This is a genomic window from Nonomuraea glycinis (assembly GCF_035920485.1).
Lineage (GTDB): Bacteria > Actinomycetota > Actinomycetes > Streptosporangiales > Streptosporangiaceae > Nonomuraea > Nonomuraea glycinis.
Window position 1 is genome coordinate 1182856 of record NZ_CP109166.1, and the last position, 20439, is coordinate 1203294.

Sequence of the window (20439 nt, forward strand, 5' to 3'; positions counted from 1 at the left end):
GACGAGCCAGCCTATTGCGGCTCGGCCACCTGGGCCTCGACGGCCTGCTCCTCGTCCCAGGTCGCCACGGACCTGGCCCGGTCGGCCTCCATGATGACGCGCACGGCCTCGTCCACGTCGTCGGTGACGGTGATCAGGTCGAGGTCCTGAGGCGCGATCTTGCCGGTGCCGAGCAGGCTCGTCTTGATCCATTCCAGCAACCCGCCCCAGAACTCCGAGCCCATCAGCACGACGGGGAAGGAGGTCACCTTGCCGGTCTGCACCAGGGTCAGCGCCTCGAACAGCTCGTCGAGGGTGCCGAAGCCGCCGGGCAGGGCGATGAAACCGCAGGAGTATTTGACGAACATGGTCTTGCGTACGAAGAAGTAGCGGAACTCGATGCCGAGCTCCACGTAGTCGTTCATGCGCTGCTCGAAGGGGAGCTCGATGCCGAGCCCGACCGAGACGCCGCCCTCGACCTCGGTGGCGCCGCGGTTGGCCGCCTCCATGACGCCGGGGCCGCCGCCGGTGATCACCGCGTAGCCGCTGCGGGCCAGGGCGGTGCCGAGCTCACGGCCCATCGCGTAGTCGGGCGAATCGCCGGGGGTCCTGGCGGAGCCGAACACGGTGACCGCCCGGGGCAACTCGGCGAGCTGGCCGAAGCCCTCCACGAACTCCGACTGGATGCGCATCACCCGCCACGGATCCATGTGCACCCAGTCGGCCGGTCCCTGCCGGGCCAGCAGACGCTGGTCGTGCGTGCCCTCGTCCACCATCTTGCCGCGCAGCACGGCCTGTCCTCGTCGCCTTTCGCGGCGCGTTGCTTTCATATCCGTCACGCTAGCCGTTCATTGAGTTTCAAGGGTTCTCAGTGATTCGCCCGTGGTGGGCGAAGGTCCTCGTCTGATCCGAGCAGCGGGTGCCCGGTGCGGGGTTGACGTTTCACGGCCACCTGCCCCGCCAGGCGGGGTCTTACGGTCGGCTCCACGTCCGTTTATGGTCTCCGGGCCACTCCCGGCGACCGTACGCTCCACCAAAGAAGCGAGATTGCGCGCGGCGTTCTCGTCACGATCCATGCTCAGCCCGCATCCCTCACAGAGGTAGGTGCGCATCCGCAGCGGCAGTTTGGCTTTCACTGCCCCGCAGGATGAGCAGGTCTTGGAGGAGGGGAACCAACGGCCGGCCACCAGCAGTCGGCCGCCGTTCCAGGTGGTCTTGTAGGTGAGCTGGCGGCGGATCTCGCCGAAACCGGCGTCGGAGAGGGCGCGGGCCAGTCGCCGGTTGCGGATCATCCCGGCCACGTTGAGGTCTTCGACCACGATGGTGCCGTAGGTGCGGGCCAGGCTGGTGGTGAGCTGGTGGATGCCGTCGCGGCGCAGCGCCGCCACCCGATGCTCCGCCCGGTTGCGGGCGGCGTTCGCCCGCAGCCACCGCTTCGAGGGTTGTTGCCGGGTGCGCCGGTCGGGGCCGTGTTTGCGGGAGGCCGCCCGCGACAGGCGGCGTAGTTTACGCGCGGCGGCGTTGAGGTGGCGGGGGTTGGGGACCGGCGGGCGTCCGTCGGAGAAGACCGCCAGGGTCTTGATGCCGAGGTCTACCCCGATCACCGCGTCCGGCCGGGCAGGCGCGGCCACAGCGCGTTCGGTGTGCACGGTGAAGCTGACGTGCCAGCGGCCCTCCTGCCATCGGACGGTCGCCGAGGCGATCCGCGCGCCTTCGGTAAGCAGGCGGGTGAGTTGGGTGACCGGTTCGTGGGTTTTGATCCGGCCCAGCACCGGCAAGATCACGTGGGTGTGGCCGTCCAGCCGGATCGTGCCGGTGGTGAAGCGCACCGACCGGGCCGCGCGGCGTTTGGTCTTGAACCGAGGGAAGCCCACCTTCGGGCCCTTACGCTTACCGCTCTTGGAGTCGCGCCAGTTCGCCAGGGCGTCGGCCAGGCGGGCCAGCCCGCACGCGTAGGCCTCCTTGGAGTTGCCCGCCCACCACGGCGCCACCTCGTCCTTGACCTGATTCCAGCCTTTCCGCAAGCTGTACATCGACCACGACAGGCCCGGGGTGAGCCGGTCGCCGGGGATGCCGTAGGAGCGCTCGGCCTCCCGCTGCGCCAGATTCGCCTTCACCTGCGCCAGGCCCCAGTTGAACGCCACCCGCACCGCCCCGCAATGCGACGCCAGCACGGCGACCTGACGCGCGGTCGGGTCCAGCGCGAAACGGTAGGCCTGCACGACCCGCAAGACGATCCCCCCGTATTCGAGAACTTGTGCGAATGACTTTACCAGCATGATCGCACACTAGGTAAGGCTTTGCATGCGCATCGTGATGATTGCGGGATGGGGTAGGCAGCGCCGGGCAGGCGCTGCGCCAAGCCGCAGGCCCCTCCAGCGCTTCGCCATGCCCCCCGATCACCACGTGACACACCGCGATCGCGCTAGCGAAAACCGGATGAAGACTGACGAACACTGATTCGAAGCACAGCGGTTACCAACCCTTCGACACACTTCCCACGGCCGCTCCGGCCTGCTGATACCCAGCTCTACCTCGGCTCGGACCGTTCCCGGAGGCCGCTCGAAAGAATCTTGGAAAACTTCCCGTGAAACCTGGAACCGAATTTCGCGGAGCCTGCGTCTAACCGGCGAGGGTGCTGCTCGGGACTGAAAGTGGCTCTCCCCGCCAAATGGCCGGCGAGGAGAGCCACTTTCATGCTGTCCGGGGTCCTCTCACGACGCGAGCCAGGCGAGCATCGCCCGCTCACTGTCCACGATCTTCGCCAGTGACACGTATTCGCCCTGCTGGTGCGCCAGGTTGGGGTCGCCGGGGCCGTAGTTGACGGCCGGCACGCCCAGCGCCGAGAAGCGGGCCACGTCCGTCCAGCCCAGCTTGGCCCGGGGCGTGCCGCCGACGGCGGCGGTGAACGCGGCGGCCACCGGATGGGTGAGCCCCGGCCGCGCGCCGGAGGCCGCGTCCACGAAGCGGACCTCGTAGCTGTCGAAGACCTCCCGCACATGCTCCTGGGCCTGCTCGATCGACAGGTCAGGGGCGAAGCGGTAGTTGACCGTGACCACGCACTCGTCCGGGATCACGTTGCCGGCGACGCCGCCGCGCACGCCGACCGCGTTGAGCCCCTCGTGGTATTCCAGCCCGTCGACGACCGGCAGCCGCTCCTGGTAGGCGTTGAGCCTGGCCAGCACCGGCTCGATGCCGTGGATGGCGTTGACCCCGAACCAGGACCTGGCGCTGTGCGCCCGCTTGCCGGTCACCACGATCTCGGCGCGCACGGTCCCCTGGCAGCCGCCCTCGATCACCCCGTCGGTGGGCTCCATCAGCACCGCGAAGTCGGCGGTCAGCCAGTCGGCGTGGTCGCGGGCCAGCCTGGTGAGGCCGTTGCGGTCGGCCTCGATCTCCTCGCAGTCGTAGAAGACGTACGTGACGTCGCGGTTGGGGACGGGCACGGTGGCGGCCAGCTTGAGTGCGACGGCCACCCCGGCCTTCATGTCGGAGGTGCCGCAACCGTAGAGGAGATCGCCCTCGACGCGGCTGGGCAGGTTGGCGGCGACGGGGACGGTGTCGAGGTGCCCGGCGATCAGCACCCGCTCACCACGGCCGAGCTCGGTGCGGGCGACGATGGTCTGCCCCGATCTGTCCACCTTCAGGTGGGGCAGCGCGGTCAGCGCCCGCTCCACCTGGTCGGCCAGCGCCTGCTCGGCGCCGCTCACCGACTCGATGTCGACGATCGCCGCGGTCAGCGCGCGCACGTCCTGCGTGAGATCCAGCATCAGGTGTTCACTCCGTGTTCGCGCAGCGCCTCGTTGAGCGCTGCCTTGTCGTGCCGCTCCCCCGGCTCCAGGCGCTTGAGCACCAGCACGCAGGGCAGGCCGAACGTGCCGCCGGGGAACTCCTTCTGACGGGTGCCGCCCACCGCGACGCACCAGTCGGGGATCCGGCCGCGGCTCAGCTCGGCGCCGGTCAGCACGTCGATCACCGGGATGGACGCGGACAGGATCGTGCCGGCGCCGACGACCGCGCCGCGGCCCACCCGGGCGCCCTCCACGATCATGGCCCGGCTGCCGATCAGCGCCTCGTCCTCGACGACCACGGGAACCGCGTTCGGCGGCTCCAGCACGCCGCCGATGCCCACGCCGCCGGACAGGTGGACGTTCTTGCCGATCTGCGCGCAGGAGCCGACCGTGACCCAGGTGTCGACCATGGTGCCGCTGTCGACGTACGCGCCGATGTTGGTGAAGGACGGCATCAGCACCACGCCGGGCGCCAGGTAGGAGCCCCAGCGCGCGATCGCGCCGGGCACCACCCGTACGCCGTCCAGGGTGTTCTTGAGCGGCAGCCGGTCGTGGTGGTGGAAGTCGCCCACCTGGGAGCGGGACATGCCGAGCACCTTGAAGCTCAGCAGGATCGCCCGCTTGGCCCGCTCGTCCACGACCACCGTGTCGCCGGACGGCCGGGCGACCCGGGCCCGGCCCTGGTCGAGCAGGTCGACGGCGCCGGTGACGGCGGCGCGCGCCTCGGCGTCCGCCGGTGACAGCTCGGCCCGACGCTCCCACAGCGCGTCTATCACCTCGGGTATCGGTGACAGGGTGCTCACGTCCCTCATGGGCACGGAGCCTATCTGGCCGGGTAGGTTTCTCAGCGTGCACCTGCGCTTCTCCCGAGGAGTCATCACCATCGCGGTGGTCGTCGTGGTCCTCGCGGTGGGGATCACCTTCGGCCTCTACCAACTGCTCAAGCGCGCCGACCCGATGGTCGTGCCCGAGGCCTACTGCACCGTGCGCACCCCCCTGGGCGACCGGGACCTGGACATCGAGCAGGCGCAGGTCTCGGCCACCATCGCGGCGGTCGCGGCCCGGCGCAAGCTGCCGGAGCGCGCCGTGGTGATCGCCTACGCGACGGCGCTGCAGGAGTCGAAGCTCTACAACGTCGAGTACGGCGACCGCGACTCGGTCGGCATCTTCCAGCAGCGCGAGTCCCAGGGCTGGGGGAAGAAGAAGCAGATCATGGACCCCGTCTACGCCACCAACAGGTTCTTCGCCGCGCTGGTCAAGGTCAAGGGCTACCGCAAGATGCCGCTGGCCGAGGCCGCCCAGGCGGTGCAGCGCTCGGCCGCCGGTGAGGCCTACGCGCCGCACGAGGAGGAGGCCAAGCTCCTCGCGCAGGCGTTCACCGGGCGCGTGCCCAAGGCCCTGCACTGCTGGTATCCGCCGGAGGCCGGGCAGAGCGCCACGCCGCGCCCCCGGGCGGGCGAGGCCCGCCGTCAGCTCACCCGGGCGCTCGGCAGCACGTCCATCACCAGCGCGCGGCGCGGCTGGCTGGTCGCCGCCTGGTCGGTGGCCCACGCGCAGAAGTACGACCTGCGCCGGGTCACCTACAGCGGCGCCACGTGGTCCAACGACATGCGCCTGACGGAGTGGCAGCAGGGCGGCAAGGCGGGCGCCAGGAAGGTCGAGCTGGCCTGACGGGTCAGGAGGCGCGGCTGACGATGGTGATCGAGCCGGGCGCCAGCGGCTGGGCGTAACTGGCAGTCCACGAGGCGCCCTGGATGCGTTCGAAGGACAGCAGCCGCCCGTCGCCGGCGCGGTAGTCGGCGAAGTCGAGCAGGCCCCTGTCGGGCACGCCGGTGCTGCCCTCGGACCGGAACGCGGCGGTGCCCCGCTCCAGCGGGAAGAACTCGACGCCCTCCATGATCAGCATGCTGCGCGCCGGGATCATGCCCTCGGTGGGCACGTCGGTCCACAGCAGCACCTCGAGGTGGGTCGGCTCGCCGGGGGTCATGCCCCCGCGCAGCTCCACCGACAGCCACTGGATCCGGCGGACGCTGTCGCGCAGCCGGTACTCGACCCAGTCCTGCCCCTGCCAGGAGACGTGCTTGGCGCCGAGCACCCGGGCCGGCGACCCGTGCACGCCGATCTTGTCGCCCACCTTGATGGTGCGCGGGTCGACGTAGTCGGCACCGGCCCGCCCCGGCATGCTGACCGGCGCGGCCAACGGGGGCTCGGCGGGAACGACCTGCATTGGCTGCTCGGGTGTGCGGCCCTTCCTGTCCTGTCGCAAGGTGGCCAGGAAGGCCCCCAAGAGGAGGAGGACGGTGGCGACGCTCAGCCCGAGAACGACCATGGAGGTCATGCTCATCGTTCGGCTCGCTCCACTCGCGGTTAGCCTGGGCTAACGCCCGTTATCTATTTGTCCTGCAAGCGACCTCCGACCTCCCCGATGGAGAGCGCTTGAGGGGCGATACTACTGGAGGCGGCGCACTGCCGCACCGACGCGTTCGTCGGTGGCCGTCAGCGCGACCCGGATGTGCCGCTCACCTGCCGGTCCGTAGAACTCACCGGGGGCGACCAGAATGCCGAGCTCGGCGAGCCGGCTCACCTGGTCCCACGCGCTCCGGCCGTCGGACGCCCAGAGATACAGGCCCGCGGTCGAATGGTCGATGCGCCAGCCGGCCCGTTCGAGCACGGGCCGCAGGGCGGCGCGGCGGGCGGCGTAGACCTCGCGCTGCTCGTCGGCGTGCCGGTCGTCGCCGAGCGCCGCCGTCATCGCGGCCTGCACCGGGCCTGGCATGAGCATGCCGGCGTGCTTACGGATCTCCAGCAGCCGCTTGACCAGGACGGGGTCGCCGGTCACGAACCCGGCGCGGTAGCCGGCCAGGTTGGAGCGCTTGGACAGCGAGTGCAGCGCCAGCAGGTTGTCGTGCGACCCCTCGCAGACGTCGGGGTGCAGGATCGAGATGGGCCGCTCTTCCCAGCCGAGCTCGATGTAGCACTCGTCGGAGGCGACCACCGCGCCGCGCTCGCGCGCCCAGGCGACGACCTTGCGCAGGTGCTCGGCGGGCAGCACCTTGCCGGTGGGGTTGCCGGGTGAGTTGACCCAGACCAGGTCCACGTGCTGCGGGCCGAGCGCGAGCAGGCCGTCGGCGGCCGTGGCGGCGGCTCCGGCCAGTCGGGCGCCCACGTCGTAGGTGGGATAGGCCAGCTCGGGGAAGACCACCCGCTTGGCGCCGAGATAGCTGGGCAGCCAGGCGACGAACTCCTTGGAGCCGATCACCGGCAGCACGTCCTGCTGCTCGACGATGACGCCCTGCCTGCGGCGCAGCCACCCGGCGGCCGCCTCGCGCAGCGCCTTGGTGCCGTGCGTGAGCGGGTAGCCGGGGCTGTTGGCCGCCTCCACCAGCGCGTCCTGGAGGAGCTCGGGCACCGGGTCGACGGGGGTGCCGACCGACAGGTCCACGATCCCGTCCGGGTGGGCGCGGGCGCGTTCCTTGTACGGCTCCAGCCGATCCCAGGGGAAGTCAGGCAGTTTCTTCATGGTTCTCCAGGGTCATCGGTCGGCGCGCCGCGGGTCGTAGTGCGCGCAGGCGAACGACCCGCACGACACGGTGGCGCTGCCCCCGTCCGGGGGTGAGAGGCCGACCCGCGGGCGCGTGGCCCGCGGGTGAGCCGCGACGTGAGGCGTCCGCCTACGCCTCGGCGGCCTGCGGCGGCAGGACCGCCACGACCGGGTGGTCCTTCTCGATCTTGCCGACCTTCGAGGCACCTCCGGGAGAACCCAGGTCCTCGAAGAAGTCCACGTTGGCCTTGTAGAAGTCCTTCCACTGCTCGGGAAGGTCGTCCTCGTAGAAAATCGCCTCGACCGGGCACACAGGCTCACACGCGCCGCAGTCCACGCACTCGTCGGGGTGGATGTAAAGCATGCGCTCGCCCTCGTAGATGCAATCGACGGGGCACTCCTCGATGCACGCCTTGTCCAGGACGTCCACGCAAGGCTGCGCGATGACGTAGGTCACCTCGAGCTCCTTCTTCTCCGCACCATGGCATGACTCTGACCGCGGTTTGCTACGCCCTAGTATTGCCGTGCTCACCAACTGGCTGGAACGGAGGGTGGCAAACTCGTGGCCGCTCGCCTAGTGATCACTATCTCAGCCGCCGACGTGGGAGCCCGGATCACCACGCGCAGACGGGTGCCCGGAGGCTTCAGCGACGTCGTCGGGACGCTCGAATCGTGGGACGGCGGCGTGCTGCGGATCCGCAGGCGGGACGGCACGGTCGCGGAGATCTCCGAGGAGTCGCTGGTGGCCGGACGGGTGGTTCCGGCCGCGCCTCCTCGACCTGGGCGGCCGTAGCGGTAAGTATTCGTTGTGTGACCGTACGTACCTGCGCAGCCGTAACTGCCATCCTCGTCAGCGCCGGATGCGGCGCGTCGCCCGCGACGCCGGCCCAGCCCGGTAAGCCCGTCAACGTCAAGGCCGCCTCCATGAAGGAGGGGTTCGGGACCATGGAGCGGCTCGCCCAGGCCGCCAAGCAGGAGGGCGCGCTGACCGTGGTCGCGCTGCCCCGTGACTGGGTGAACTACGGCGAGATCATCGACACCTTCGCCGACACGTACGACATCGAGGTCAAGGAGCTGGAGCCCCAGGCGAGCAGCAGCCGCTCGCTCGACGCCGCCGCTCAGCTCAAGCCGGACGTGTTCGATCTGACCCTGGACGTGGCGGTGTCCGGCGCGGGCAAGTTCGCCCGGTACAAGGTCCAGGGCTGGCAGGACCTGCCGGACCACATCAAGGACGCCGCCGGCGCCTGGTACGCCGCCTACGGCGGCTACATGTCCATCGGGTACGACCCCCGCGCCGTGCCCGCGCCCGCCTCCTTCGCCGATCTCGCCAAGCCCGGCTACAAGGTCGCGCTGGACGGCGACCCGCTGCGCTCGGCGGCGGCCTTCAAGGGCGTGATGGCCGCCTCCCTGCGCAGCGGGGTCCCGCAGCCGCGACGCGGGGTGGAGCTGTTCAGCAGGCTGAAGAAGGCGGGGCAGCTGACCGATCCCGCCCACGCCAACACGATCGTCAGCTGGGACCATCTCAACGCCGCCCGCAGCGCCCAGGACGCCGGCTCCTGGAAGGTGACGATCCCCCGCGAGGCGCCGCTCGGCTCCTACCACGTACAGGCGATCAGCAAGACCGCGCCGCATCCGGCCGCCGCCCGGCTCTGGCAGGAGTTCCTCTTCTCCGACGAGGGCCAGAACCTGCTCCAGAAGGGGTACGCCCGGCCGGCGCGCGCCGAGGCCATGCTCATGCGCGGCACCCTCGACACCGAGCAGGCGGCCAAACTGCCCGTCGCCCCCGGGCCTCCCGTGCTGCTGACGATCCCGCAGACCGACGCGGGTAAGTCCTACCTGAAGAAGGAGTGGGCGCGAAACGTGGGGTGATACCGAAGTGACTTGATATGTCGCAGAGACAATCTGGCTCTAAAGTGAAATCGACAGCACGGCCACGGGGGCCCGATGTCTGATGAATGAGAGCTGATCCGTCTTGCGATATGACACACCGAGCTTGGAGCGGTGGAACAGTCGCGCCTACGACAGCAGCTTCGGCTACGTGTCCACGCAGGGCGCGCCGCTGGTCGACCTGCTCGACCCGCAGCCCGGCGAACGCGTGCTCGACCTCGGGTGCGGCACCGGCGTGCTGACCGCGCAGATCGCCTTCCGTGGCGCGGAGGTGCTCGGCATCGACGGCTCCGCCGGGATGATCGAGAAGGCTCTGGCGCAGTATCCCGGCATCAACTTCATCGTCGGCGACGGGCACGACTTCACCGTGGCCCGGCCGTACGACGCGGCTTTCTCCAACGCGGCGCTGCACTGGATGAGCCGCGACCCCGCGGCGGTCGTCGGCAGCGTGCGCGAGGCGCTCGTGCCGGGCGGCCGCTTCGTCGCGGAGATGGGCGGGGCGGGCAACTGCGCCGAGCTGACCACCGCCATGCTCACCGCCTGGCGGGAGTACGGCCTGCGCGAGCCCGAGCTGCCCTGGTATTTCCCCACGCCCGCCGACTACGCCCGCCTGCTGGAGCGGGAGGGTTTCCTGGTGCGGCTGCTGGAGTACTTCGACCGGCCCACCCCGCTCGACGAGTGCCCTGGAGGGGCCGCCGACTGGGTGCGGGTGTTCGCCGCCTCGGCTCTCGAAGGGCTGCCGCCGGATCTTGTCGAGCCCCTGCTCCAGCGGGTGAACGAGTTGGCCGCGCCGGCGCTGCGCAGGGAGACGGGCTGGATGGCCGACTACGTGCGTCTGCGGTTCGCTGCCGTTCGACGCTGATGCGTAGTGCATGATGCGTAGGGCTGTTTTGCCGGACTATGGTCTGTTCGTAGGCGCGAGATGATGGCATCGCTACTCGACGGTGAAGAGCCCGCGACGAAACGGCGGCGTGAGGGGCTGGTGAACGGAACGGGATGAACTTCTGCCTGAGCGACCTCGTACCACCGTTGAGGTGGAGCGACGCGTCCACGATCACGCTGCTCACCGGGCAGCCCGACCTGCCGGACGGCTGGTGGCGGAGCCTGCCCATGCCGCGCGTGCTGGCGGCCATCGGGCCTGAGGCGCTCGGCGGGCTGCTCACCGAGATCGCGCTCGAGCACTGGCCCGCCGCCGCCGTGGGCGACGTGCTGCCGGCGTTGCATCTGCTGGATCCCGACGAGGCGGACGATCCGCACGTGGCCATCGCGCTCGACCGCGCGGGCTCGTGGGCCGGCCTGCTGGCGCTGACCAGCCGGGAGCTGGTCGACCAGCCGTTCGTGCACGCCCGTCCGGTGCTGAACGCGCTGTTCTCGGCGGCGCTGGTACGGCTCGCCCCCACGACCGCCCACCCCGCGCCGCGCCACCCCGAGCCGCCCGCCCCACCCGAGAAGGCCCTCGCGCCCGAGAAGGCCGTCGCGCAGGCCTCGCCGGCCGAAGCCGCGGCCGTCGCCGCCGAGGCGAAGCCGGCCGAGCCCGCAGCGGCCACCCCCGACCACGAGATCGCCGAGCCCACGGCCGCCGACCCTGAGGCGGCTAAGTCTGAGGCCGCCGAGCCGAAGGCGGCCAGGTCTGAGGCCGCCGAGCCGGAGGCCGCCGGGTCTGAGGCCGCCGAGCCGGAGGCCGCCGGGTCTGAGGCCGTCGCCCCCGAGCCGGCGGTGGTGCTCTCCGAGTCCGCAGCTGCCGTCGCGCGCGCGCATGAGGCGCACGCGCAAGAGGCTCAGGCGACGCCTGACGAGCGCGGCGAGGACACCCTGGACGAGGAGTCCGAGGAGGAGCCGCAGGCCGCGCAGCACGCCGAGCAGGCCCCCGAGGAGGCGGAGCCGGCGGCGCTCGGGGCCGGGCAGAATGCCGGTCCGGCCGAGCTCGACGCCCGCGACGAGCCGATCGACGAAGCCGGCGCTGAGTCCGATGCCGCGTCCGAGTCGGATGCCGAATCGGATGCCGATGCCGCATCCGAGTCCGACGCCGAGTCGGGTGCCGACGCCGAGTCGGATGCCGATGGCAGTGCCGAAGCCGCCGCGCTGACGCCGGTGCCGGACGCCGCATCTCAGGACGCCGCATCTCAGGACGCCGCATCTCAGGACGGGCAGGATCCCGAGCCGGACGGCGAGGTGGAGGAGTTGCCCGGGCTCATCGAGGCCGCGTTCGCCGGGCTTGACGACAAGAGCTGGGCCGTGGCGCAGAACCGGGTCTTCACCGACCAGCCGTCCGCGGTGGACCAGCTCGCCAAGCTGTTCGCCGTACCCCCCGCCGAGATCTCCGCCACCGAGGTGCGGCTGTGGGCCAAGCTGGACAACTGGCTGGCCAGCGACGAAGCCGCTCCCTACCGGGCGCATCTGGACGAGCTACGCAAGACGATCGGCACGACCGCGCCCAAGGAGCGGCTGATCAGCGCCGCGGCCTGGCACGGCCAGGAGATCCGCGCGCTGGAGGTGCCGGCCTGGCAGTTCGTGCTGGCGACCCTGCCGCCGGGGCCGCACGTCCCGCCACAGGAGTCGTTCGAGTCGGACGAGGGCGCGGCGCCATCCGTCTTCGCCCCGGCCGCGCCGCTGCCGCTGGGCCCGATGCCCGGACAGCCGATGCCCCAGGCGGCCTCGCTGCCGCCGGGGTTCGTGCCGCCGGATCCCGTGCCGTCCCAGTTCCAGGCGTTCGCGCCGGCCGTGGCCGTGCCGGGCGACGGCAACGGGTCCTCGGGCGAGCAGGCCGGCAAGCCGTACCAGCCGTTGAAGGACGTCTCGCAGACCAGGCGGTGCTTCCGCCAGCCGGACGGGCGGTGGTGGCTGCGCATCGACGTGACCGCCGAGCAGCTGTCCGGGAGCGAGTGCGCGCTGCCGACCGGATTCGCCGCCTACCTGGGGCTGTCGCCCGGGGAGAGCAGGACGGTCAGGAGCGCCGCCGGCGAGCTGACCATGACCTGGCACGGCAGACCGGTGCTGGAGACGATCGAGCGGCTGCTCGCCGACGTCGGGGCCAAGGAGGGCGGCCACCTGTTCCTCACGCTGTCGGACGAGGGCGTGCTGCGGGCCAGGCACCTGCCGGTGGCCGCGCAGGGCGCCGAGCACATCACCAAGGCGCTGCGCCTGGTCGGCTACACGGCGCCGGGCGGGACCCGGGACCAGGCCGCCAGGGTGATCGCCACGAGGATCGGCATGACCGGCCCGGTGGGCCTGCCTGACCTGCTCACCAGGCTCCGCGAGCGCGGGGACCGCGACCTGCTCGCCCTCCTGGACTGAGAGCCGTGCCGCGGCTCGCGATCGGCCCCGCGTTCCCGAGGGAGCTCAGCGCACTGGCCCCGCCGGTGCGCAGGGACGCCGTGGTCGCGCTGCGGCGGTTCCTGCTGAACGTGGCCGGCGCCCCGCACCCGGAGCGGGTCAGGGGCGGCAGGGACGCGCGGGTGGCGACGCTGCGGCTGGCCGAGGGCCTGCGCGGCGTGGTGGTGCGCCAGAAGGACGTCTACTGGCTGATCACCGCACTGCCCGAGCCGGAGGCCTGGGCGTACGCGACCAGGCATCGGTACGGGATCAACGCGGTGATCGGCGTGGTCGAGGAGTGGGACGCCGAGGCGCTGGAGCGGGTGGAGCCCGCGCTGCGCCGGTCGGCGGGCGGCTCCCGGCTGTTCGAGCCGATCTGCGACAGCGACCTGATGGCGCTCGGCATCGACGTGCGCGCGCTGCCGCTGGTGCGGCTCATCACCACCGAGGCCGACGTGGAGGCGCTCGCGCCGCTGCTGCCACCGACGCAGCATCTGCCGCTCGCGGTGCTGGCCAGGGGTGGCACCCTCGCGGAGGCGTGGCGGGAGCTGGACGCGTGCCGGGCCGTCGACGGCGGCACTGAGGGAGCCGCCGGGGAGGGCGGGGAGCCGGTCGATCCCGACGATCTGCACGCGGCGCTGCTGCGCAGCCCGGACCGGGCGGTGTTCACCGCCGACAAGGTCGAGCTGGAGCAGGTGCTGACGGCGCCCGGCTGGTGCACGTTCCTGCATCCGCCGCAGCACCGGCTGGCCAAGGCCGCGCGGTACGACCATCCCGTGCTGGTGATCGGCGGCGCGGGGACCGGTAAGACGCTCGTGGCGCTGCACAGGGCCGCGCATCTGGCCGCGCGCGGCCGGGGGCCGGTGCTGCTGGTGACGTTCTCGCAGGGGCTGGCCGAGGACCTGTCGTCCAGGCTGGACCGGCTCATTCCCGACGACGTGGTGCGCAAGCGGGTCGAGGTGGACAATCCCGAACGTTTGGCGATGCGGATCGTGGCCCAGTCGGAGGGCAGGCGGCCGGCGCTGGTCGGGCCGGGCGCGCGGAGCATGGACGAGATCGTCGACGAGGCGCTCATGCTGCTGTCGAGGACGACGGGCGACCTGCTCGACGACGTGGAACCGGGGCGCAAACCGTACCGTCACATAGTGGTGGACGAGGCGCAGGACGTCAGCCCGGCGCAGTGGCGGCTGCTGCGGGCGGCGGTGCCGCGCACGTACGACGACCTGTTCATCGTCGGTGACCCGCACCAGCGGGTCACCGACACGCATGTGGCGCTCAGCTCGGTGGGCATCCCGACGGTGGGGCACACGCTCAAGCTTTCGCACCGGCTGTCGCGGGAGCTGGTCACGTTCGCGGTCAGGGTGCGCGGGGGCGGGCCGGCCGACGGGCTGGTCAAGGGCATGTCGGCGATGTTCGGCTTCCGTGGCGCGCACGGCGGGGAGCGGCCGGTCGTGCGGGCGTACGAGACGCTCGACGCGGAGCTGGCCGGGCTGGCGATCACCGTCGCCGGCTGGCTGGAGGAGGGCGTGCCCGCGGATCGGATCGCCGTGGCCGCGCGGGACCACCGGCTGGTGCGCGAGGCCCGGCGGGTGCTGGGCGACGCGCCGGTGCGGGTGTCGACGTTCCAGAATCTCAAGGGGCTGGAGTTCGACCGGGTGGCGCTGATCGGGGTGTCCGAGGGGGTCGTGCCGGAGCAGCCTCCCGATGACCCCGGCGCCCGCGCGCGGGCGCTGCAGCGTGAGCGAAGCATGCTGTTCGTGGCCTGTACGCGGGCCCGTTCGATGCTCTATATATCCCATTCAGGGAGAGGAAGCCCATTTTTGTCCTTCTGATCACATAGTCTGAACTGCGGATATCTACCCATTGCCGGTTGGACCCCAATGAACCTCAGTCTGAGCGACATCGCGCCACCCCTGCGTTGGACCTCGCCTGGCCAGATAGCGCCGATCGCGGACGAGCCGCAGCTGCCCGAGGCGTGGTGGCAGGCGATCCCGCTTGACCGCGTGTGCGCCATCGTCGGAACGCAGACCGTGGCGGGGCGGCTGGCCGACCTCGCCGTGGCCCACTGGGGACACCTGCTGCTGGGCGACATCCTGCCGCTGCTGCGCTTCTCCGACCCCGCCGAATCCGAGCGGACGCCGGAGATGCTCGGCAAGGACGTGGTGCAGAAGCTGTTCGGCGGCGTGCTCGACCGGCTGCTGGAGCCGGCCGCCGCGGCCGTCCCCGTGCCGGCCCGGCCGGACAGGCCGCTGCCCGAGGTGATCGACGCCGTGTTCGCCGCCATGGACGAGCGGCAGCGGGCCATCGCCAGGGACCGGCTGTACGCGGTCAACCGGGTCACGCTCGACGAGCTGGCACAGCGCTTCTCGGTGACCAGGGAGCGCATCAGGCAGATCGAGCGGGACCTGCGCGACCACGTCGAAGCCTGGCTGGGCGGCCCCGAGGCGGTCGCGCTCGTCGCGCACGTCACCTGGCTGCGCGGCAGGCTCGGCTCCGCGGTGCCCGCCGACGACCTCGCGGCGGCCGTGCCCTGGCACCGCGGCGACCTGCGCGCGCTGGGCATCCCCGCCTGGAGGTTCGTGCGCACCCTGCTGACCGGCTACGAGCAGGCCGACGGCTGGCTGGTCGCGGGCGGCGCCGACGAGCTGCGGGAGAAGACCCGCCAGCTGTTCGCCGACGGGCCGCGCCCGCTGGCCGAGGCCGTGAGCATGGTCGCCCAGCTCGGCGTCCGCGAGGACGTGGCCGAGCGGTGGATCCTGGCCGTGCCCCAGCTCCGGGTGCTGGACCAGCACGTGGTGCCGTGGCCGCGCAGCATCAACGAGAAGGCCGAGGCCGTGCTGGCCGTGGCCAAGCGGCCGATGGCGCCGGAGGAGATCCAGGAGCGGATCGGCGAGGACTACAGCCTGGTCGGCATCCGCAACCAGCTCACCGCCGACGATCGCTTCCGCCGCGTCGACCGCAACAAGTACGGCCTGACCCGCTGGGGCGGCGACGAGTACCTGGGCATCAGGGAGATGATCGCCAGGGAGATCGAGCGGGCCGGCGGCGAGGCCTCGGTCAGCACCATCGTGACCAGCCTCACCTCGCGCTACGACGTCAGCGAGAGCTCGGTGCGCGCCTACTCCGGCGGGCCCGGGTTCGAGCGGACCCAGCGCGGGTGGATCCGCGTGGCGGGCACCTCACCCACCGGCGAGGCCGAGCCGTACCAGCCGCGCAAGGACGTGCCGGAGACCCGGCGCAGTTTCCGCAGCCGCGACGGGCGCTGGTGGCACCGGGTGGACGTCAACGCCGAGCACCTGCGCGGCTCGGGCTCGCCGCTGCCGACCGGCTTCGCCGCCTACCTCGGGATGGCCCCCGGCGGGCAGCTCACCGCCGCGACGCCGTCCGGCGACGTGGTGATCAGCTGGCACAACCAGCCGACGATGGGCTCCATCCGCAACGTGCTGGCCGACTTCAAGGCCGGCGAGGGGGACCACGTCTTCCTCACCGTGTCGGACGGCGGCGAGCTGCTGACCCGCTTCCTTCCGGGCGCTCCCACCGGCATGCCGCCGCTGAACCGGGCGCTCTACCTCATCGGTTACACCGCCCCGGTGACGTCGGAGGCGGAAGGGCTGCGGCTCATCGGCGCCCGCATCGGGCTGCCGGAGAGCGCCACCCGCGAGGAGGTCTTCGCCCGGCTGCGCGAACGCGGCGACCGGGACATCCTCGGCTACCTGGGCGGGTGACTCCGGATAGTCTCGTCATATGCTGCGGATTCACGACACGCGCGCCAGGCAGGTCGAGTCCATCAAGCCCGCTCGCGCCCTGCGCATGTACACCTGCGGTCCCACGGTTCACCGGCGCGCGCATGTCGGTAATCTGCGCTCCTATCTGCTGTCCGACCTGATCCGCAGAGTCCTGGAGCGGCAGCGGGTGCGGGTGGTCGTCTGCCAGAACATCACCGACGTGGGCCACCTCGCCGAGAGCGGCGAGGACAAGGTCCACCTGGGGGCGCGGGCCGAGGGCCGCTCGACCGCCGAGCTGGCCCGCGACTACGAGGCCGCCTTCAAGGCCGACAGCGCGGCGCTCAACCTGCGGCCGGCCGAGCACACCCCGCGGGCCAGCGAGACGATCGGCGAGATGGTCGGGCTCATCGCCAAGCTGATCGAGCGGGAGCACGCCTACACCACCCCGGACGGCGCGGTCTTCTTCGCCGCCCGGTCCTTCCCCGGCTACGGGGAGATCTCCGGCAACCGGCTGGACACGCTGAAGCCCGCGCACGGCCTCGTGACCGCCGATCCGCGCAAGCGCTTCCACGCCGACTGGGCGCTGTGGCGGCCCGCCGAGGGCGAGCTGACCTGGGACACCCCGTGGGGGCGCGGCTTTCCCGGCTGGCACGTCGAGTGCTCCGCCATGGCGCTGACCTTCCTCGGCGAGCGCATCGACCTGCACACCGGCGGCGCCGACCTGCGCTTCCCGCACCACGAGAACGAGCGCGCCGAGTCCGACGCGGCGGCCGGGCACGAGGTCGTCGAGCACTGGGTGCACGGTGAGCACCTGATCTTCGACGGCCGCAAGATGGCCAAGTCCACCGGCAACCTCGTACGGCTCTCCGACGTGGCCGACGCCGGGCTCGACCCGCTGGCCGTGCGGCTGGCGCTGCTGGAGCACCGCTACCGCCACCAGATGAACCTCACCTGGGACGTCCTGCGCGCCGCCGATCAGACCTTGCGCCGCTGGCGCTCCCGCGTCGCCGCGTGGTCGGAGTCGCCGAGCGCCCCGATGGCCACCTCCTACGTGGAGCGCGTCGAGGCCGCCTTCGACGACGACCTCGACACCCCGGCCGCGCTGCGCGTCCTGCTCGACCTCGAAGGCGACGAGACCGTGGCGCCGGGCGCCAAGTTCGAGTCGTTCCTGCATCTCGACCAGATCTTCGGCCTCGACCTGTCCATCGAGATCGGCAAGGCGCCGGCGGCGCTTCCGCCCGGCGCGGCCGAGCTGCTTCAGCAGCGGTCCCGCGCGCAGGAGGCCCAGGACTGGCCCGCCGCCGACCGCCTGCGCGCCGAGCTGACCGCGCTCGGGGTCCGGATCACGGACGCCCCGGAGGGGCAGACCTGGATCTGACCCGCGTACGGTCCATGATCATTTATAGTGGGTCGATCTTCGTTCGTTGAGGGTGGGCGGACGGCATGGCAGGGGCCGTCCGCCCGGTGGCGCCGTCCTGGTGCGGGGGTGTGGACGGATACGCGCCGTACGCACGATAGGCAGATCTTGGGTTGCAACGGGGTTGCGAGATTCCGTGCCGTACCGGGGCCCGGACCGGCTGTGACGGCGGCAGGAGGAGTGATCGAGGGCTGTCAGAATTAGGGCCAGCCTGGGAAGTTGGAGGTATTCATGAGGATGCGGCCGTATGCATGGATGCCTTGGCCATTGCGCTGGTTCCTGCGGATTCTGACTGTCCTCCTGGCGCTGATGCTCATACTCTCCGCGGTGGTCGCCTATACGGTCAGACAGTCGTTCCCTCAGATGGAGGGCAGCCTGCGGCTCCCCGGTTTATCCGGGAATGTAGAGATTTATCGTGATAAAGCGGGAATTCCGCACATCTACGCTGACACCTCCGAAGACCTGTTCATGGCCCAGGCCTTCGTGCACGCGCAGGACCGGTTCTGGGAAATGGACTTCCGGCGGCACCTGACCGCCGGGCGGCTGTCGGAGCTGTTCGGCCGGACCACGCTCGACAATGACAAGGCCATCAGGACGATGGGCTGGCGCCGGGTCGCCGAGCAGGAGTTACCCGACCTGACCGACGCCACCAAGCGCTACCTCGACGCCTACGCCAAGGGCGTCAACGCCTGGCTGGCGGCCAACCCCAACGCCTCCGACCGCAGCTTCGAGTACTCCGTGCTCCAGGTGACCAACGGCGGCTACAAACCGGAGCCCTGGACCGCGCTCGACTCCCTGTCCTGGCTCAAGGCCATGGCCTGGGACCTGCGCTCCAACCTCGGCACCGAGATCGATCGCGCGCTGGCCCGCACCGAGTTGCCGGCCGAGCGGGTGGCGCAGCTCTACCCCGACTATCCGTACGACCAGCACGACCCGATCGTCACGCGGGGCGCGATCGCACAGGAGCGCTTCGACCAGGAAGCCGAGCCGAGCCGGCGCAAGAAGAAGGACGAGTCCCGCGCGGGCGCGCGCGTGATCACCCAGGCCGCCGCGACGCTCGCCGCGGTGCCCAGCACCATGGGCGGCGTGGACCGTGACGGCCTCGGCTCCAACTCGTGGGTGGTGGCGGGCGAGCACACGGCCAGCGGCAGGCCGCTGCTGGCCAACGACCCGCACCTGTCCGCGTCGATGCCGTCCGTGTGGTACCAGGTCGGGCTGCACTGCCGGAAGCTGACCGAGACGTGCGCGTTCGACGTGACCGGCTTCTCCTTCTCGGGCGTCCCCGGCGTGATCATCGGCCACACCGACGAGATCGCCTGGGGGTTCACCAACCTGGGCCCCGACGTGGCGGACCTGTTCCTGGAGCAGGTGGACGGCGACAGCTACCTCTACCAGGGCGAACAGGTCAAGCTGGAGACCCGGGAGGAGCACATCAAGGTGGCGGGCGGCAAGACCGTCCTGCTCACCGTGCGCGGCACGCGGCACGGGCCGCTGGTCAACGGCGTGATAGGCGGCGTCCAGGAGGGTCTCGACAAGACCGGCGAGGCGAACGCCGTGGCCCTGTCCTGGACGGCGCTGATGCCCGGCAGGACGGCCGACGCGATCTTCGCGCTGAACGAGGCCGGCGACTGGCACGAGTTCCGGGCCGCCGCCGCCCTGTTCGAGGTGCCGGCCCAGAACCTCGTCTACGCCGACGTCACCGGCACCATCGGCTATCAGGCTCCCGGCCGCATCCCCGTACGGACCAAGGGGGACGGCACCGTGCCCGTCCCCGGCTGGACGGGCGAGTACGACTGGAAGACCGCCCCCATCCCGTACGACCAACTCCCGTCGGTGCGCAACCCGGCGGAGGGCTTCCTCGTCACCGCCAACAACGCCGTCATCGACCCCCGGCGCTACGAGCCGCTGCTGACGAAGGACTGGGCGTACGGCTACCGCTCCCAGCGCATCCTGGACCGGCTGCGGGAGGAGATCGGCAAGGGCAAGGTGGACGCCGCCACCATGTCACGGATCCAGCAGGACACCCACAACGGCTTCGCGGCCAAGCTGGTCCCGGCGCTGATGGCGGTGGACCTGGCGGGCCCGAGCACCGGGGCCAGGCGGCTGCTCGACGGCTGGGACGGCTCCCAGGGGATCGACTCGGCTCCGGCGGCGTACTTCAACGCGATCTGGCGGCACCTGCTGCGGCTGACCTTCCACGACGACCTGCCCGAACGCGCCTGGCCGAGCGGCGGCGACCGCTGGTACGAGGTGGTCGGGCGGCTGCTCGACACCCCGGACGACCCCTTCTGGGACGACGTCACGACCGAGGGGCGGACCGAGGGCCGCGACGACGTCCTGCGCCAGGCCATGGCCTCGGCCTACCAGGAGGTGTCCGGCCTGCTGGGCACGGACGTCAAGGCGTGGCGGTGGGGCGATCTGCACCGGCTCACCCTCACCAACGGCTCCCTCGGCACGTCGGGGATCGCGCCGATCGAGGCGCTGTTCAACCGGGGCCCGCTGTCGGTGCCGGGCGGCAAGGACGCGGTCAACGCCACCGGCTGGGACGTCCGGAAGGATTACTCGATCACCACGGTGCCCTCCATGCGGATGATCGTGGACCTGGCCGACCTGGACAAGTCACAGTGGATCAACCTGACGGGCGCCTCCGGCCACGCCTTCCACGCCAACTACTGGGACCAGGCGCCGCGCTGGGCCAGAGGCGACCTGCTGCCGATGTACTCGAATACGGACTCGGTCAAGAAGGCCGCCACGCACATCCTGCGCCTGACGCCCTGATCTTGCGGG

General features: G+C 71.2%; 16 protein-coding genes. 9 read left to right on the plus strand and 7 right to left on the minus strand.

Translation table 11 applies throughout. The features are described 5' to 3' along the window. Positions 1–11: 11 nt before the first annotated feature. From OHA68_RS05450 to OHA68_RS05465, 4 genes are all read right to left on the minus strand, one after another. Positions 12–809 (minus strand): LOG family protein, encoded by a 798-nt coding sequence (locus OHA68_RS05450; RefSeq protein WP_327106608.1) that lies wholly within the window; start codon positions 807–809, stop codon positions 12–14. A gap of 18 nt (positions 810–827) precedes the next feature. Further along, positions 828–2258, minus strand: coding sequence for an IS607 family element RNA-guided endonuclease TnpB (gene tnpB / locus OHA68_RS05455; protein ID WP_327106609.1), 1431 nt, complete (start codon positions 2256–2258; stop codon positions 828–830). A gap of 435 nt (positions 2259–2693) precedes the next feature. Then, entirely contained in the window at positions 2694–3749 is a 1056-nt protein-coding gene (gene dapE, locus OHA68_RS05460; RefSeq protein WP_327106610.1) for a succinyl-diaminopimelate desuccinylase, read from the minus strand. Beyond that, complete coding sequence (locus OHA68_RS05465) at positions 3749–4582, minus strand: 2,3,4,5-tetrahydropyridine-2,6-dicarboxylate N-succinyltransferase (protein WP_327106611.1); 834 nt, start codon at positions 4580–4582, stop codon at positions 3749–3751. The genes dapE and OHA68_RS05465 overlap by 1 nt, the downstream gene beginning before the upstream one ends. 37 nt (positions 4583–4619) lie before the next feature. On the opposite strand from OHA68_RS05465, the gene OHA68_RS05470 reads away from it, so the two are divergent. Then, complete coding sequence (locus OHA68_RS05470) at positions 4620–5441, plus strand: hypothetical protein (RefSeq protein WP_327106612.1); 822 nt, start codon at positions 4620–4622, stop codon at positions 5439–5441. Between the two features lie 4 nt (positions 5442–5445). Here OHA68_RS05470 and OHA68_RS05475 read toward each other — a convergent pair whose 3' ends face one another. The 3 genes from OHA68_RS05475 to fdxA all read right to left on the minus strand — a co-directional run bounded on the left by OHA68_RS05475 (position 5446) and on the right by fdxA (position 7768). Next, positions 5446–6114 carry a DUF4178 domain-containing protein gene (locus tag OHA68_RS05475; protein WP_327106613.1) on the minus strand — a complete coding sequence of 223 codons (669 nt, stop codon included), beginning with the start codon at positions 6112–6114 and terminating at the stop codon, positions 5446–5448. Between the two features lie 105 nt (positions 6115–6219). After that, entirely contained in the window at positions 6220–7290 is a 1071-nt protein-coding gene (gene dapC / locus OHA68_RS05480; RefSeq protein ID WP_327106614.1) for a succinyldiaminopimelate transaminase, read from the minus strand. Positions 7291–7441: 151 nt separating this feature from the next. Then, positions 7442–7768, minus strand: coding sequence for a ferredoxin (gene fdxA / locus OHA68_RS05485; RefSeq protein WP_189141826.1), 327 nt, complete (start codon positions 7766–7768; stop codon positions 7442–7444). A gap of 120 nt (positions 7769–7888) precedes the next feature. Between fdxA and OHA68_RS05490 the strand changes: the two genes are divergently transcribed. The 8 genes from OHA68_RS05490 to OHA68_RS05525 all read left to right on the plus strand — a co-directional run bounded on the left by OHA68_RS05490 (position 7889) and on the right by OHA68_RS05525 (position 20430). After that, positions 7889–8104 carry a putative acetyltransferase gene (locus OHA68_RS05490; protein WP_327106615.1) on the plus strand — a complete coding sequence of 72 codons (216 nt, stop codon included), beginning with the start codon at positions 7889–7891 and terminating at the stop codon, positions 8102–8104. 17 nt (positions 8105–8121) lie between these two features. After that, on the plus strand, positions 8122–9180 hold the full coding sequence (locus OHA68_RS05495) for an ABC transporter substrate-binding protein (protein WP_327106616.1): 1059 nt from the start codon (positions 8122–8124) through the stop codon (positions 9178–9180). A 103-nt stretch (positions 9181–9283) separates the two neighbouring features. Beyond that, a complete protein-coding gene (locus OHA68_RS05500; protein ID WP_189141828.1) occupies positions 9284–10060 on the plus strand; it encodes a class I SAM-dependent methyltransferase in 777 nt (258 codons plus the stop codon). Between the two features lie 134 nt (positions 10061–10194). After that, positions 10195–12492, plus strand: coding sequence for a hypothetical protein (locus OHA68_RS05505; RefSeq protein WP_327106617.1), 2298 nt, complete (start codon positions 10195–10197; stop codon positions 12490–12492). Positions 12493–12497: 5 nt separating this feature from the next. Next, positions 12498–14342, plus strand: coding sequence for a UvrD-helicase domain-containing protein (locus tag OHA68_RS05510; RefSeq protein WP_327106618.1), 1845 nt, complete (start codon positions 12498–12500; stop codon positions 14340–14342). Positions 14343–14390: 48 nt separating this feature from the next. Then, on the plus strand, positions 14391–16235 hold the full coding sequence (locus OHA68_RS05515; protein ID WP_327106619.1) for a sigma factor-like helix-turn-helix DNA-binding protein: 1845 nt from the start codon (positions 14391–14393) through the stop codon (positions 16233–16235). Between the two features lie 19 nt (positions 16236–16254). Beyond that, positions 16255–17613 carry a cysteine--tRNA ligase gene (gene cysS / locus OHA68_RS05520; protein ID WP_327106620.1) on the plus strand — a complete coding sequence of 453 codons (1359 nt, stop codon included), beginning with the start codon at positions 16255–16257 and terminating at the stop codon, positions 17611–17613. Positions 17614–17883: 270 nt separating this feature from the next. Further along, entirely contained in the window at positions 17884–20430 is a 2547-nt protein-coding gene (locus tag OHA68_RS05525; protein ID WP_456094122.1) for a penicillin acylase family protein, read from the plus strand. Positions 20431–20439 lie beyond the last annotated feature (9 nt).